Annotated in this window: 14 protein-coding genes and 1 tRNA gene; 8 read left to right on the top strand and 7 right to left on the bottom strand. The window is 65.1% G+C overall.

Annotated elements, in window-relative coordinates:
• Positions 1-174: 174 nt before the first annotated feature.
• Together FOA17_RS12975 and FOA17_RS12970 are read right to left on the bottom strand one after the other, a co-directional pair.
• Positions 175-969 (bottom strand): undecaprenyl-diphosphate phosphatase, encoded by a 795-nt coding sequence (locus FOA17_RS12975; protein ID WP_149141913.1) that lies wholly within the window; start codon positions 967-969, stop codon positions 175-177.
• Between the two features lie 36 nt (positions 970-1,005).
• Positions 1,006-1,992 (bottom strand): complex I NDUFA9 subunit family protein, encoded by a 987-nt coding sequence (locus tag FOA17_RS12970; protein ID WP_149141912.1) that lies wholly within the window; start codon positions 1,990-1,992, stop codon positions 1,006-1,008.
• Positions 1,993-2,158: 166 nt separating this feature from the next.
• Between FOA17_RS12970 and FOA17_RS12965 the strand changes: the two genes are divergently transcribed.
• Positions 2,159-2,243 (top strand) — tRNA-Leu (locus FOA17_RS12965).
• Positions 2,244-2,432: 189 nt separating this feature from the next.
• Positions 2,433-3,326: a formyltetrahydrofolate deformylase gene (gene purU, locus FOA17_RS12960; protein WP_149141911.1), complete on the top strand. Its 894-nt coding sequence runs from the start codon at positions 2,433-2,435 to the stop codon at positions 3,324-3,326.
• A gap of 3 nt (positions 3,327-3,329) precedes the next feature.
• On the opposite strand, the gene FOA17_RS12955 is transcribed toward purU, so the two are convergent.
• Positions 3,330-4,319, bottom strand: coding sequence for a P1 family peptidase (locus FOA17_RS12955; RefSeq protein ID WP_149141910.1), 990 nt, complete (start codon positions 4,317-4,319; stop codon positions 3,330-3,332).
• Positions 4,320-4,557: 238 nt separating this feature from the next.
• Here FOA17_RS12955 and FOA17_RS12950 point away from each other — a divergent pair, with 238 nt between their 5' ends.
• Positions 4,558-5,760, top strand: a complete 1,203-nt coding sequence (locus tag FOA17_RS12950) for an aminopeptidase P family protein (protein ID WP_149141909.1) — start codon at positions 4,558-4,560, stop codon at positions 5,758-5,760.
• A 39-nt stretch (positions 5,761-5,799) separates the two neighbouring features.
• On the opposite strand, the gene fliP is transcribed toward FOA17_RS12950, so the two are convergent.
• Genes fliP through fliF form a run of 4 tightly spaced genes read right to left on the bottom strand, consistent with a single transcriptional unit; the run spans position 5,800 to position 8,935 of the window.
• Positions 5,800-6,516: a flagellar type III secretion system pore protein FliP gene (fliP, locus tag FOA17_RS12945; RefSeq protein WP_149141908.1), complete on the bottom strand. Its 717-nt coding sequence runs from the start codon at positions 6,514-6,516 to the stop codon at positions 5,800-5,802.
• Entirely contained in the window at positions 6,516-6,785 is a 270-nt protein-coding gene (locus FOA17_RS12940; protein WP_149141907.1) for a FliM/FliN family flagellar motor switch protein, read from the bottom strand. Before FOA17_RS12940 ends, fliP begins: the two co-directional genes overlap by 1 nt.
• Before the next feature lie 3 nt (positions 6,786-6,788).
• A complete protein-coding gene (locus tag FOA17_RS12935) occupies positions 6,789-7,367 on the bottom strand; it encodes a FliH/SctL family protein (RefSeq protein ID WP_149141906.1) in 579 nt (192 codons plus the stop codon).
• Positions 7,367-8,935, bottom strand: coding sequence for a flagellar basal-body MS-ring/collar protein FliF (gene fliF / locus FOA17_RS12930; RefSeq protein ID WP_162528255.1), 1,569 nt, complete (start codon positions 8,933-8,935; stop codon positions 7,367-7,369). The genes FOA17_RS12935 and fliF overlap by 1 nt, the downstream gene beginning before the upstream one ends.
• Positions 8,936-9,085: 150 nt before the next feature.
• Between fliF and FOA17_RS12925 the strand changes: the two genes are divergently transcribed.
• From FOA17_RS12925 to FOA17_RS12905, 5 genes are read left to right on the top strand one after another with little or no spacing between them, the layout of a single operon-like run.
• The gene (locus tag FOA17_RS12925) at positions 9,086-9,565 is read left to right on the top strand and encodes a flagellar basal body-associated FliL family protein (protein ID WP_149141904.1); all 480 of its coding nucleotides are present in this window, start codon (positions 9,086-9,088) and stop codon (positions 9,563-9,565) included.
• 10 nt (positions 9,566-9,575) lie between these two features.
• Entirely contained in the window at positions 9,576-9,965 is a 390-nt protein-coding gene (locus FOA17_RS12920; RefSeq protein WP_149141903.1) for a DUF6468 domain-containing protein, read from the top strand.
• Complete coding sequence (locus FOA17_RS12915) at positions 9,962-10,531, top strand: MotE family protein (protein WP_149141902.1); 570 nt, start codon at positions 9,962-9,964, stop codon at positions 10,529-10,531. Before FOA17_RS12920 ends, FOA17_RS12915 begins: the two co-directional genes overlap by 4 nt.
• 56 nt (positions 10,532-10,587) lie before the next feature.
• Positions 10,588-11,457, top strand: a complete 870-nt coding sequence (gene motA / locus FOA17_RS12910) for a flagellar motor stator protein MotA (RefSeq protein ID WP_149141901.1) — start codon at positions 10,588-10,590, stop codon at positions 11,455-11,457.
• On the top strand, positions 11,457-13,622 hold the full coding sequence (locus FOA17_RS12905; RefSeq protein ID WP_149141900.1) for a hypothetical protein: 2,166 nt from the start codon (positions 11,457-11,459) through the stop codon (positions 13,620-13,622). Before motA ends, FOA17_RS12905 begins: the two co-directional genes overlap by 1 nt.
• Positions 13,623-13,833 lie beyond the last annotated feature (211 nt).

Below are 13,833 nucleotides of genomic sequence, written 5' to 3'. Positions count from 1 at the left end.
CCTTGATACCGCTGGCGCCCGGGGAATAAAAGTCAGCAAAACTGACCTATATCCCGCATTATTGGGCCGGAGGGGAATTATTTTGGGGTCGGGTTGCAAAATTAGGTCACTTACACTGACCAATCTGCGAAATAGTGCCGCAAAGACAGGCAGAAAGCCCGCGATTCGCGCGGCTCAGACCAGCACACCCGCTGCGCCAAGGCCCAGCAAAAGCCCGCCGAACAGGATGCGATAGATCGAAAACACGGTGAATCGGTTGCTGCGAATATAGCCCAGCAGCCATTTCACCGACACGAACGCCGTCACCGTCGAGGCGACGAAGGCCACGCCCAGGCCGAGCCAGTCTTCGGGCACCGCATCCGCGCCCATCTGCTTGATCAGCTCATATCCGCTGGCGGCATACATCGTGGGAATGCCGACGAGAAAGGCGAACTCGGTCGCCGCCGCCCGGTTCGACGCGCCGAACAGCATCGCGGCAAAGATCGTGGCCCCCGATCGCGACGTGCCGGGAAAGATGCCGGCCACGATCTGCGCCAGCCCGACCACGATCGCCACGCGCAGGGTGATGCGCGCCGAATCCGGCAACCGCGCCGCCATGCGTTCGGCCACGATCATCCAGACCCCGCCGATGACCAGCGCCCAGGCGATCGGCTGGATCGTCTCGGGCAGCTCGAATCCCAGCTTCTTGACCACCAGCCCCAGAACCGCCGTGATCAGAAAGGCCAGCGTCAGCTTGATCAGATAGTCGCGATTCTCGGCCGCGCGCCAGTTCAGCAGCAGATCCGCGATGCGCCGCCAATAGATCACGGTCACCGCCAGAATCGCCCCGGCCTGGATGACGATGTTATAGAGGTCGGATCGCGCGCCCAGCCAATGCTGCGCCAGCAGCAGATGCCCCGTGCTGGAGATCGGCAGGAATTCGGTCACGCCCTCGATCACGCCGAGGATCACATCGTTCAGATAAGACACGCCGCCCTCGCTTCGCGGGTTGCAGCCCGGCCGGGATCAGGCCTTGCGCAGGTTCTTGGCCGAAGCCTTGATCGCGTCATACTGGCCGGACGGCCGGTAGGGCCACAGATAATCGGGCAGCACCGCCCCCATGGCCGAGGGCGTGATTCCCAGATCGGCAAAGCCCTTGGCATCCGCCGCCACGACATTGTCGTGATACAGCCCCTTGAGCTGGTCGCCCGTCAGCAGCTTGTTTTCCACCAGACGCAGCGTGAAGGCCTGCACCATATCGGCGCCAAAGGCGATGACCCGGCCCACCAGACGCGGCAGCGGCAGCACCAGCCGGCGGCGATGGATCACGCCCAGCATCTGCGTCATCAGCCCCGCAAAGGTTTCGACATCCGGGCCGCCCAGTTCATAGATACCCGGCGCGGCCTCGCCCTTGATTCCCTTGACCGCGGCGCGCGCCACATCCTCGACATGGACCGGCTGGAACCGGGTCGCGGCGCCAAACAGCGGCAGCACCGGCGACAGCCGCGCCATACCGGCGAAACGGTTGAAGAAATGATCCTCGTTGCCGAAGATGACCGACGGACGCAGGATCACAGCGGCCGGAAACGCCGCCTTGATCGCAGCCTCGCCCTCGGCCTTGCTGCGCGAATAGGCGCTGTCGCTGCCCGCATCGGCGCCGATCGCCGACAGATGCACGAGCTGCGCCACGCCCTCGGCCGCGGCCAGACGCGCGATGCGTGCCGCACCCTCGACCTGCACCGCATCAAAGTTGTTCTTGCCGCCGCTGGCAAAGGTGCCCACGCAGTTCACCACTGCATCCGCGCCCTGCATCGCGGCGCGCACGCTGGCCTCATCGCGAATGTTGCAAAGGACCGGCTCCACCTGGCCGACGACACCATAGGGGCGCACGAACAGCGCCTCGTTCGGGCGACGCACCGCCACGCGGACGCGCCAGCCCTCTTTCGCCATGCGGCGGGCGATATACCGCCCGACGAAACCCGAACCGCCGTAGATGGTGACCAGCTTGCTCATCCGTGCGCGCCTTTCCCGACAGGTAATGGTGCCAAATCTCGTTGTCTCCATAGCTTTAAGGCCAAAACCAGACAAGGCGCAAATGGCCGCGCAAATTGTTGAAACTTTTTCGTCGCCCCCTGTTGACACCCCCCACGCGCCGCCGTAGATACCGCCCCACGACATCGCCCAGATGGCGGAATTGGTAGACGCGCTGGTTTCAGGTACCAGTGCCGCAAGGCGTGGAGGTTCGAGTCCTCTTCTGGGCACCAATATCTTGCGAAAGCCGCTCAGCAGAAATGCTGCGCGGCTTTTGTCTTTTCCGGCCCTGCCCACTTTGCCGAGTTTTGCCGAAAATCGTCAAATCAAGGTCGCTTCCATACCGGTTTTTGGCGATGTTCGGCGCATTCTCCGCACAGCGCGGCAACGCGACGACAACCCCGGCCTCAGGAAACAGCTAGATGACCTCCGCTTCCAATTACGTTCTCACCGTCGCCTGCGCCTCGACGCGCGGCATCGTCGCCGCCATCTCCGGCTTTCTGGCCGACAAGGGCTGCAACATCACCGACAGCGCCCAGTTCGACGACCGCGAAACCGGCCGCTTCTTCATGCGCGTGACCTTCACCAGCGAGGAGGGCGTCACCGCCCAGACCCTGCGCAGCGAATTCGAGGCCGTGGCCAAACCCTTCGCGATGGACTGGACGCTGGGCGCCGCGCATGAAAAGACCAAGGTCATCATCATGGTCAGCCGCTTTGGGCATTGCCTGAACGACCTGCTCTATCGTTCGCGCATCGGCGCCCTGCCGATCGAGATCGTCGCCGTCATCTCGAACCACATGGATTACCAGAAGGTCGTGGTGAACCAGGACATCCCCTATTACTGCATCAAGGTCACCAAGGAAAACAAGCCGCAGGCCGAGGCCCAGCTGTTGCAGGTGGTCGAGGATTCGGGCGCCGAACTGATCGTGCTGGCCCGCTACATGCAGGTTCTGTCGGATGCCCTGTGCAAAAAGATGTCGGGCCGGATCATCAACATCCACCACTCCTTCCTGCCGTCGTTCAAGGGCGCCAACCCCTACAAGCAGGCCTATGAGCGCGGCGTGAAGCTCATCGGCGCGACCTCGCATTACGTCACCGCCGACCTCGACGAGGGCCCGATCATCGAACAGGACATCATCCGCGTGACCCATGCTCAGTCGGCCGATGATTACGTCAGCCTCGGCCGCGACGTGGAGGCCCAGGTTCTGGCCCGCGCAATTCACGCGCATATCCATCACCGCGTCTTCATGAACGGCAACAAGACCGTTGTCTTCCCGCCCTCGCCCGGCTCCTACGCCTCCGAGCGGATGGGCTGACGCCTAACCAAAGCGCGCGCGCCAGCAGGGTTGCAAATCGCCCGGCAGCGCGCGCGCCTCGTATACGGCCCGCGCGATGGCCCGCGCCAGAACCGCCGCCGCCGCGTGGCCGATCTGGAACGGGTCGCGCAACGGGTCTTGCAGTGGCCGCGCGCCCGTCGCCGCCGCAAAGACCAGATCACCATCCAGCAGCGTATGCGACGGGACCAGCGCCCGCGCCATGCCATCCTGCGCCGCCGTCGCCATGCGCTGCGCCTCTGCCTGGCTGAGGGCGGCATCGGTCGCGACTATGGCGATCGTCGTCGCCTCGCCCTGCCGCTTCACCGGCAACGGCTCTGCCCCCGCCGGGTAACGCGGCGCCGGGCCAAGCCCGCCAAATTCGGCCTCCAGCTCGAACGGCGCCGCCCAGAAATGCGGCCCCTCGCCCACCGTGGCCGAGCCAAGCGCATTCACCGCGACCAGCGCCCCCACTGTCACGCCACTGTCCAGCACCGCGGAGGCCGAGCCCAACCCGCCCTTGAGCGTGCCAGTCGCCGCGCCATAGCCCGCCCCCGCCGTGCCAAGCGCGAATTCCCGCCCCGCTGCCCGCAGTGCCGCAAGGCCCAGATCGGCATAGGGGTTGCGGTCCCAGCGCTTGTCGCCCCCGTTGAGCAGGTCGAACAGGATCGCGGCCGGCACGATTGGCACCCGCTGATCCCCCACGGCAAAGCCCCGCCCCATCGCGCGCAACCCGTCGGCCACGCCCGAGGCCGCATCCAGCCCGAAGGCCGACCCGCCCGACAGCACCAGCGCATCCACTTGCTGCACCAGCCGGTCGGGGGCCAGCAGATCGGTTTCCCGCGTGCCCGGCGCGCCGCCCATCACATTGACCGCCGCGGTAAAGGGCGCCTCGGCCAGCAGCACCGTGCAACCCGACCGCAGCCCCGCATGCTGCGCATGGCCGACAACCAGCCCCGCAACATCGGTGACCAGATTCAACGGCCCTGCGCGCATCGCCCCGCCCCCCTGTTTGCAGGGGTCAGAGTGGCGCCTGTGCCGGCGCGGGGCAAGCCCTCAACCCCCTTGCGCGAAAGCCCCCGCTGCGGCATGATTGCGCCTGAGCCGTGGCGATGGCGTCGCCACAGGGGTCGCATGCCCCGCCGCTTGCAGCTCCGGCTGCTCCTGTCCTGCACGCCGGGACCTTTCGGGGTCCCGTGGCGCGCTGCGTCAGACCCCAGACATGAGGTCTGACATGACGGAACGTCCGCAAATGTATCGCTTCCACCAGGGGGACCGCGTGCTTCCCTTTGCCGCGTCAGAATATGACGCACGTCTGGCGGGGCTGCGCGCGATCATGCAAGCCGAGGGGGTGGATGCCTGCGTCTTCACCTCGATGCACAACATCGCCTATTATTCCGGCTTTCTCTATTGCTCCTTCGGGCGGCCCTATGGGCTGGTCGTCACCGCGACCGAGAGCGTGACGATCAGCGCGGGCATCGACGCGGCCCAACCCTGGCGGCGCTGCCATGGCGACAACATCACCTATACCGACTGGCAGCGCGACAATTATTGGCGCGCGATCCTGTCGGTGACCGGACCGGGCCGCGTCATAGGGCATGAGGCCGATCACCTGACGCTGCTTCAGGCGCAAAAGCTCTCCGGCTTCCTGGCGCCGTCGCGGCTGGTGGACATCGCGCCCGCCACGATGCGCCAGCGCATGCGCAAATCGCAGGCCGAGCTGGACCTGATCCGCGCCGGCGCCGCCGTGGCGGATGTCGGCGGCTTTGCCATCCGCGACTCGATCCGCGAAGGCGTGCGCGAGATCGACGTGGCCATGGCCGGGCGCGACGCGATGGAGCTGGAAATCGCCCGCCGCTTCCCCGATGCCGAATATCGTGACACCTGGGTCTGGTTCCAGTCGGGCATCAACACCGATGGCGCGCATAACCCGGTCACCGCGCGGCAATTGCGGCGCGGTGACATCCTCAGCCTCAACACCTTCCCGATGATCTCGGGCTATTATACGGCGCTGGAACGCACCCTGTTCGTGGGCGAGGTCGATGACGCAAGCCTGCGTATCTGGGAGGCCAATGTCGCCGCACATGAATACGGCATGAGCCTGCTGAAGCCGGGCGCCTCCTGCGCCGAGGTGACGGCAAAGATCAACGAATTCTTCGAGGAACGCCAGCTGCTGCAATACCGCACCTTCGGCTATGGCCACAGCTTCGGCGTACTGAGCCACTATTATGGCCGCGAGGCCGGGCTGGAACTGCGCGAGGATATCGACACCGTGCTGGAACCCGGCATGGTCATCTCGATGGAGCCGATGTTGACCCTGCCCGAGGGCACCCCCGGCGCCGGCGGCTATCGCGAACACGACATCCTGTTCATCACCGAAGATGGCAACGAAGACATCACCAAATACCCCTATGGTCCGGCCTTCAACCTGGTCTGACCGCTCTGGCGCGCCCTCGTTCCCCGGGGGCGCGTCCGTTCAGAAATAGCTGCGCACCAGCGCAGAGGACAAAAGCCCCCAACCATCCGCCACCACAAAGAACGCCAGCTTGAACGGCAGCGATACGATGGCCGGCGGTACCATCATCATGCCCATCGACATCAGCACTGCGGCGACCACAAGGTCGATGATGAGGAAGGGCAGAAAGATCAGGAACCCGATCTCGAAGGCACGCTGGATTTCCGACAACAGGAAGGACGGCACCAGCAGCGACAGCGGCGCCTCTGCCGCGGCAGATATCTCGCCCGGTCGAAGCGCCTGCATCTCGGCAAAGGTGTCGGGGTCCACGCGGCCGGCCATGAAACTGCGAAACGGTTGCACCGTCACCGGAATCGCCTCGGTCAACGTCATCTCGCCGCGGGAATAGGGCCCCGCGCCCCGGTTCCAGGCCTCGGTCAGCACCGGGTCCATGATGAACCAGCTCAGAAACATCGCAAGGCTGACGATCACCATGTTCGGCGGGGCCGATTGCAGCCCGATCGCCTGCCGCAGGATGGAGAGGACGGTGACGACAAAGGGAAAGCAGGTCACCATGACCGCGATTCCCGGCACCAGGCTGAGGATCGTGATCAGCGCGATCAGCTGAACCGAGCGCGTGCCGAGCTCCGCCCCGCCGACAAGGGCGTCCACCCCCTCCTGCGCCCCGGCGGGGGCCGCGATCACCAGCAGCAGCCCCAGCAACCAGCAAAGCCGCATCACATGCCGCCCTTGAACGCGGCCACCTCGATCAGCCGCACCGCAAGCTGGCCGGCCTGTTCGCCATCCAGCTCCTGCAACTCGCCCCGCGCGATCAGCCGGTCGCCGACATAAAGCTCCACCGGGTCGTCCACCCGACGGTCCAGCGGCAGCACCGCATCGCGCTGAAGTTTGAGCAGGTCGCGCACCTGCGGCCGGGCCTTGCCGACCGAAATCATGATCTCGATCGGCACCTGGCCGAAAGGATTGGCATCCGTGGCGTCATCCATGGTTCATTCCCCGTGTGAAAGTCCGAAAAATCCGCGCACCGCCGCCGCGATTTCCGCCGTGGCGCGATGCAGATCGACCTGCACCTCGGCCCCCGACATGCGCAGGAAAGCCTGCCCCTCGGCCAGTGTCGGCTCCTCGGCAATGGCGATCGGCAGGCCGGTCGCCTGTTCCAGCAACAGCTCCACCGCCCCACGATCCGCGGGGTTGAGCATGATGGAGACCGGCGCATCCGCCAGCTCCTCGGCCAGCGGCATCAGCGTTTCCAGAATGGTCGGCGCCAGCGCCTCGCGCGCGGTTTCGGGCAGCAATTGCCCGACGATTTCCTGCATCAGCGGGCCCAGCGCCATCAGCACATGGCTGCGCGCCTCCTGAAAGGTAAAGGCCATGGCCTGAAGATTGCGTGCCAGATCCATGCGGATGCGGCGCTGATCTTCGGCCTGAGCCGCCGCGGCATCATCCCATCCGGCACGGTAGCCCTGCTCATAGGCTTCGATCCGGCGCTCGTCATTCTCCGCCGTTGGCCCGGCCGCGACCGCCGCATCCTCGCCGGTTTCAAACACCTCCAGCCGCAATGCACACATCACGCCCGCTCCCCGTCCTCAAGCCAGCCGCGCAGAATCTCGACCGATTCGCCTTGCCGGCTTTCGATCAGCCGGCGCAGCCGTTCGACGGGATCGGCGATCTCGGTCGCCTGCCCCGACAGCGCGGGCATCTCGGCCAGATCGCCGATATCGTCGATCTCGCCCGTCACGACGCGCGGCACGTTCACCGTGTCGGAAGCCAGGGCCGGTGGCAGCGCCAGCGGCGCCGGCTCGGACGGCAAGGCGCGCCCGGCCCGCCCCGACAGCAGCAGCGGCCGCAGCACGAACAGCCCGAGGATGAGTGCGACCAGTGCCAGCACCGCCATCTGGATAAGGCTCATCACATCGAGATGAGGCAGGGCTGACAGCAGACCGGCCTCTGCCAACGTGCCCTCGGAGGGCGGCGCTTCGAACGCCAGGGATTTCAGCGTCAGGACATCGCCGCGCCCCTCATCCAGCCCCACGGCAGAGGCGACAAGTTCGCGCAGCACCGCCAATTCCTCCTCCGGGCGCGGCACCTGTGAAACCGTGCCGTCTGCCGCCGTTTGGCGCAGCCCGTCCACCAACACCGCGACCGTCAGCCGGCGCACACCGCCCGGGCCCCGCACGACCTCGCGCTGCGTCTCGGAAACCTCGAAATTCACCCGCTCGCGCGTCTCGCTGTTCTGGCTCTGGTTTTTTCCGCCCGCGCCGGCATCGCCCTCCGGCAGGTTCGACGCGACGGTCACATCCTGCGCGGCCTCGCTGCTCGTGCCCGATTTCTCCTGCGTTTCCGTAGAGATGGCGACGCGCCCCTTGGGGTCAAAGCTGCGCTCGGTGATCTGTTCGTGATCGGTCACCAGGTCGAGGCTGACCTCCACCACCGCCTTACCGCGCCCGACCCGCGCCTCCAGCAACCGCTCCACATTCGCGCGCAGCTCTGCGGCACGCGCCAGTCCAGCGGGGTCATCGGCGGCGCTCTCGGGGCCGGTCTGCACGAGGCCGCCAACCGAATCGATCACCGTCACATCCTCGGGCGTCATACCGCCGACCGCCGCCGCGATCAGATGCTTGAACGCCCGCGCCTGGGCCGCAGGCAGGGCACCCGTCGCCGTCGTGACCGTGACCGAGGCCGTGCCCGACCCGGCCTTGCGAAACGGTTGCGAAACCGGTTGCGCCAGATGCACCCGTGCGGATTTCACCCCCGGCGTCGCCAGAATCGAGCGCGCCAGTTCGCCCTCTTTCGCACGCCAATAGGCCGCATCGAACATCTGCGAGGTCGTGCCGAAACCCGACAGACCGTCCAGCAGTTCATAGCCTTGGCCGCCCGCCGCAGGCAGCCCCTCGCCAGCAAGCTCCATCCGCAACTGATCGCGCCGCGCGGCCTCCACCTCGATCGAAGTGCCGCGCACCTCATAGGTGGCCCCCATCCGGTCAAGCGCCGCGATGACCTCGCCCGAGGCCGCCGGATCGAGCCCGGCATAAAGCAGCGCCATCTCCGATCCGCCGGTCAGCCGCGTCATCCCGAGAATCGCCGCAAACATCGCGATTGTGGCCGTGCCCACAATGATGCGTGCACGAAAAGTCATTTGTGACCAAAGCGTTATCAGGTTCTGCACGGTCAGGCTCCGTCTGTGGGCTTCTGCCCCTTCACGATGCAGTCTTGCGGGAACGGCCTTAACAATCGGTTAGTGACATCGCGGCTATGCATGACTCGTCGAAAAAGATCGGAGCCCCCCATGGCCGCTGTTGATTCGTCGCCGGACGAAGCCCCGAAACCCAAATCGCGCCTTGCCTTGTTGCTGGGCCTGGGCCTTGCCCTGCTGCTGGGCGGCGGCGGGTTCTTCCTGACCTATTCAGGGCTGCTGCTCGGCGCAGGCGGCGCCGATCACGCCGAAACGGCCAAGAGCGCAGCACCCACGGCGGCCTTCGTGCCGCTGGATCCGGTGATGATCTCGCTCGGCACGGCGGGTCAGAACCGTCATCTGCGACTTGTCGCACAGCTGGAGGTGCCGCAGGCCAAGGCGGCAGAGGTGACCCATCTGACACCGCGCATCCTCGACGTGATCAACGCTTATCTGCGGGCGGTGGAGGTCGCGCGTCTGGAGGAGCCCGCCGCCCTTGTGCGCATCCGCGGCCACCTGCTGAGCCGCATCCAGCTCGTGACCGGCGAGGGGATGGTCGATGACCTCCTCATCACCGAATTCCTGATAAATTGAGGTAAAGAACATGGGTTTTGTGGCCGATATACTGATGACCGCCGGAACCTTTGGCGTGGCGGTCTACTGTTTTGTCCTGGCCGGCCGGCTGCGGAAATTCTCCACGCTGGAATCCGGCATGGGCGGCGCGATCGCGGTCCTCTCGGCGCAGGTTGATGACCTGACGCGCGCCTTGGCCCGCGCGCGCGAAACCGCGAACGATTCTGCGGTGACGCTGGAGGGGTTGACCGGGCGCGCCGAATCGGTGGCCGCGCGACTCGAGGTGATGCTCGCCTCCATGCATGACATGGAAACTCCGCCCACGCGCCCGGCGGAGCCTGCCGATTTCGCAGAACCCGGGCGCCGCCTGCGCTTTGTCCGCCGGAAATCCGCGAGCGATGATCTTGAGGCCGCGTCATGAGCCGGCCATCGCGTCGTTTGCGCGGCAGCGTATTGTTCGTGCTGGCCTTTCTGCTGATGGCGAGCGGAGCGATCCGTCTTGGAATGAATGTTGGTCATGCGATGGCGGGCGCGCAGGAGGGCACTGAACACCCGGAGGCACCCCCGCTGGATTGCCCGCAGCCGCCGGCCGCCCTGACCGCCGCCTTGCAGGAGCGGGAAAGCCGCGCCCGCGCCCAGGAAACGGCCTTGGCGGAGCGGATGGCGGCGCTCGATCTCGCGCAAGAGGTGATCGACCGTCGCATGGCCGAACTCATCGAGGCGGAATCGGGCCTGCGCGCGACGCTTGCTTTGGCCGACAGCGCTGCCGAGAAGGATCTTGCCCAGCTGACCGAGGTCTACCAGACCATGAAACCCAAGGATGCGGCCCGGCTTTTCAACGGCATGGATCCGCAATTCGCCGCCGGTTTCCTGGGGCGGATGGGCCCGCAAGAGGCGGCCGCGATCCTGTCCGGCATGACCGAGGAGCACGCCTATGCGGTCAGCGCCCTGATGGCCGGGCGCAATGCGAATGTGCCCAAGGAATAAGGCTTTCTTAAACCCGGGCTGACAGGGTCGGACAGAGGCGAAGACAGGAGACAGCGATGTTCGGAATCGTCGGAATTGTCGTGATTTTTGTGATGGTGTTCGGCGGCTATGTGCTGGCCGGCGGCAAGATGGGCATCATCCTGAAATCGCTGCCTTTCGAAATGATCATGATCGGCGGTGCGGCCTTGGGGGCCTTTCTGCTTTCCAACGACCTGTCTTCGGTCAAGCACGCGGTGCGCGATATCGGCAAGGTGTTCAAGGGCCCGAAATGGCGCAACAGCGACTATCGTGATCTGTTATGCCTGCTGTTCGAGCTGATCCGCATCGCGCGCAGCAATCCGGTGGCCCTGGAAGAGCATATTGAAAAGCCCGAGGAATCGACCATCTTCGCGCGCTATCCGCGCATCCAGCACGATCATGATGCGGTAGATCTCATCTGCGATACGCTGCGCGCAGCCTCCATGAACTATGACGATCCGCATCAGGTGGAGGAGGTGCTGGACAAACGCATGGAAACCGCGCGCCACCATGCGCTTCATTCCAGTCACGCGCTGCAATCTGTCGCGGATGCGCTGCCCGCGCTCGGGATCGTCGCGGCGGTTCTGGGCGTGATCAAGACCATGGGGTCGATCGACCAGCCGCCCGAAGTGCTGGGCAAGATGATCGGCGGCGCCCTAGTCGGCACCTTTCTGGGCGTATTCCTCGCCTACGGAATCGTCGGCCCCTTCGCCACCCGCGTCAAGGCTGTCGTGGAGGACGACGATCACTTCTACCAGCTGATCCGCGAGGTGCTGGTTGCAAACCTGCATAACCACCCCGCCAACATCTGCATCGAGGTTGGTCGGCAGAACACACCACATGCCCTCCGTCCAAGCTTCTCGGATCTGGAGGAAGCGTTGCGCGCGCTCAAGCAGGAGGCCTCGTGATGCGGATCTTGCTGGTCTTGTTTCTGGCCCTTCTGCCGGGCACGCTTGCGGCACAAACCGCAATCGTCACCTCTGGCGAGCATGCCGGCTTCTCCCGGCTGGTGGTGACGAGCCCCGAGGCGCAGGATTGGCAATTGCAGCGCGATGGCGAAAGCTATGTGCTCACGCTGGAATCACCGGATATCAGATTTGATCTTTCTGCCGCGTTTGAACGCATCCCGAAATCGCGCGTTGCGGATCTTGCGGTGGACAGTCGGCCGTCTACCCTCCGCTTCACGCTCGCCTGCGCATGTCATGCCGAAGCCTTTTCTTTCCGTCCGAATATCGTCGTTGTCGATATCAAATCCGGCCTGCCGGAACCCGGTTCCCCATTTGAAAAAGCGGTCCCTAACCCGGTGCCTGTCTCGGCGCAACATGACACCGCGGCCAAGGATACGACCGCTGCCACCGAGCGATCCGTCCCATATGACTGGCTTCGGGATGCCACTTCGTCCACCTCTCCGCAGGTGGCGCCTCTGCCTCAGCAAACCAATCTGCGCGCAGAAATTGCGGCGGAGATGGCGCGCTCGGCCGACGAGGGCTTGATCGACCTCGCCGACCCAGCTCCGTCGGCCGCTCAGTCGCCAGGACAACCCGATCATCTCAATCGCGGGCCGCTACCGGGGCTGAGCATTTCCAACGCTGCAACGCTCGACAAACCTCCGCTCTCCTCCGCACAATGCCTTGATGAACAGCTGGTGGATGTTGCCGCCTGGCACATGAATGCCCCAAAACGAGGAGAGGGGCTTGCCCCCCTCCACGCGCTGTTGACGACAGAGGCAGAAGAAATCGACGCGACCCGGATCCTCACTGCCGCGCGGCAGTATGTGTCCCTCGGGTTTGGCGTCGAGGCACTGCAAGTGCTGACCTTGTCGCAGCCACCAACCGCAGAAATACGCGCCGTGGCGCAGATGGCCCGCATCCTGGAAGGGGAACATGATGATGACGGGCCCTTTCAAAATATGGAAACCTGCCCGTCAGATGTCGCGCTTTGGGCGATCCTTTCCCGCAGCAGTTTGCGCCGTTCTGAAAGGATCGCGTCCGCACAGATATTCCAGGCATATTCCGCACTCCCCCCGCCGCTACGGGCCAGAGTGGGGCCAGACCTCATCGAACGCATGTTGCAGCAGGGGGATCTCGCAACAGCAGACCGCCTCCGTGCCCTGTTGTCCCTAGCGCAGGGGGGCAATGGTCATCTCGCCAATGCCAGATCAGAACTCGCGCATGGGCCAACCCCTGAGGCGCAAATGGATCTGGAGGCCGCAGCGGCGAAGCCGGGACCAGCCGAAGCAGAGGCGCTGATTGCACTGGTTGAGCTTGGGGTCCAAACCCGCACTCCAGTCGCGCCTGACCGCATCCGGATGCTCGAGGCGCTTGAGGCACAGTATCAATCGACAGCCAAAGCGCCCCTGCTCCGGCAGGCACTGGTCAGTGCCTATGCGCTTGCAGGCGAATTTCGTGTGGCAGCAAGCTGGCTTGAGCGGCAACCGGACGCGGCGGAGCGCTTTCTGCATCTGGTCACCCGATCTGAATCCGACGCGGCCCTTCTGGAATACGCCTTCACGCCGCCCGTCCCTGACACAGTTCCGGTCAGTCCAGGGGACCGGCAGCTGATCGCCGACAGGCTGCTGACACTCGGGTTTCCCGAACAGGCGCTGCTCTGGCTGGGCGGCACGGCACCGTCGAAGGACGAGAGGGAAGCATGGTCGCTCGCACGGGGGCGTGCCTTGATCGCAACGCATCGTGGCACTGATGCGCTGCGCGCCATAGCGGGCTTGGGCGCGGCCGCCGATCCGCTGCGCGCCCAGGCCAATTTGCTGCTTGGGCACAGCGCGGAAGCAAGCCCGATTTTGGCGCGTACAGCGCCTGACAGGTTACAGCACATTCAACGCACATCGCGTGACTGGGCGCTTGTCGCGGATCAGGACGAGGCCGAATGGTCCGGAGCCGCGAGCCTGATGATCGTACCGCAAAACCTGCCCTCTCCGGCGCCGATCAGCCTTGCGGGGGCGGAAAGCACCTTGTCGCGATCCGAGGACAGCCGGAAACGGTTGGAGGCCTTGCTCCAATCCACCACAGCGCCCGGGACTGAACCGCAACCTCCCCCGCCCGCCGCAGCCCCCTGATCCACGGCGGGGACGCAGGCAAGCCGGTCAGACAGAGATCGCGCCAGCCCACATATTGCAGGGCGGCAGGGCTCACGCCATCGTCACAGGTCACCATCTCGCCTAGCGCTCTGCCGGCCGAGCGAACTGATGAAAGGACAACAACACAGACTTGCAAACCGGACCATCATGCGCCCGCAGATTATGGTCGCTTCATTGCCGCAGCGACGAC

The sequence above is a fragment of the Gemmobacter caeruleus genome (assembly GCF_008271655.1).
Lineage (GTDB): Bacteria > Pseudomonadota > Alphaproteobacteria > Rhodobacterales > Rhodobacteraceae > Gemmobacter > Gemmobacter caeruleus.
The sequence above is the reverse complement of the archived record's forward strand: the minus strand, read 5'-3'. Positions and strand labels throughout refer to the sequence as shown.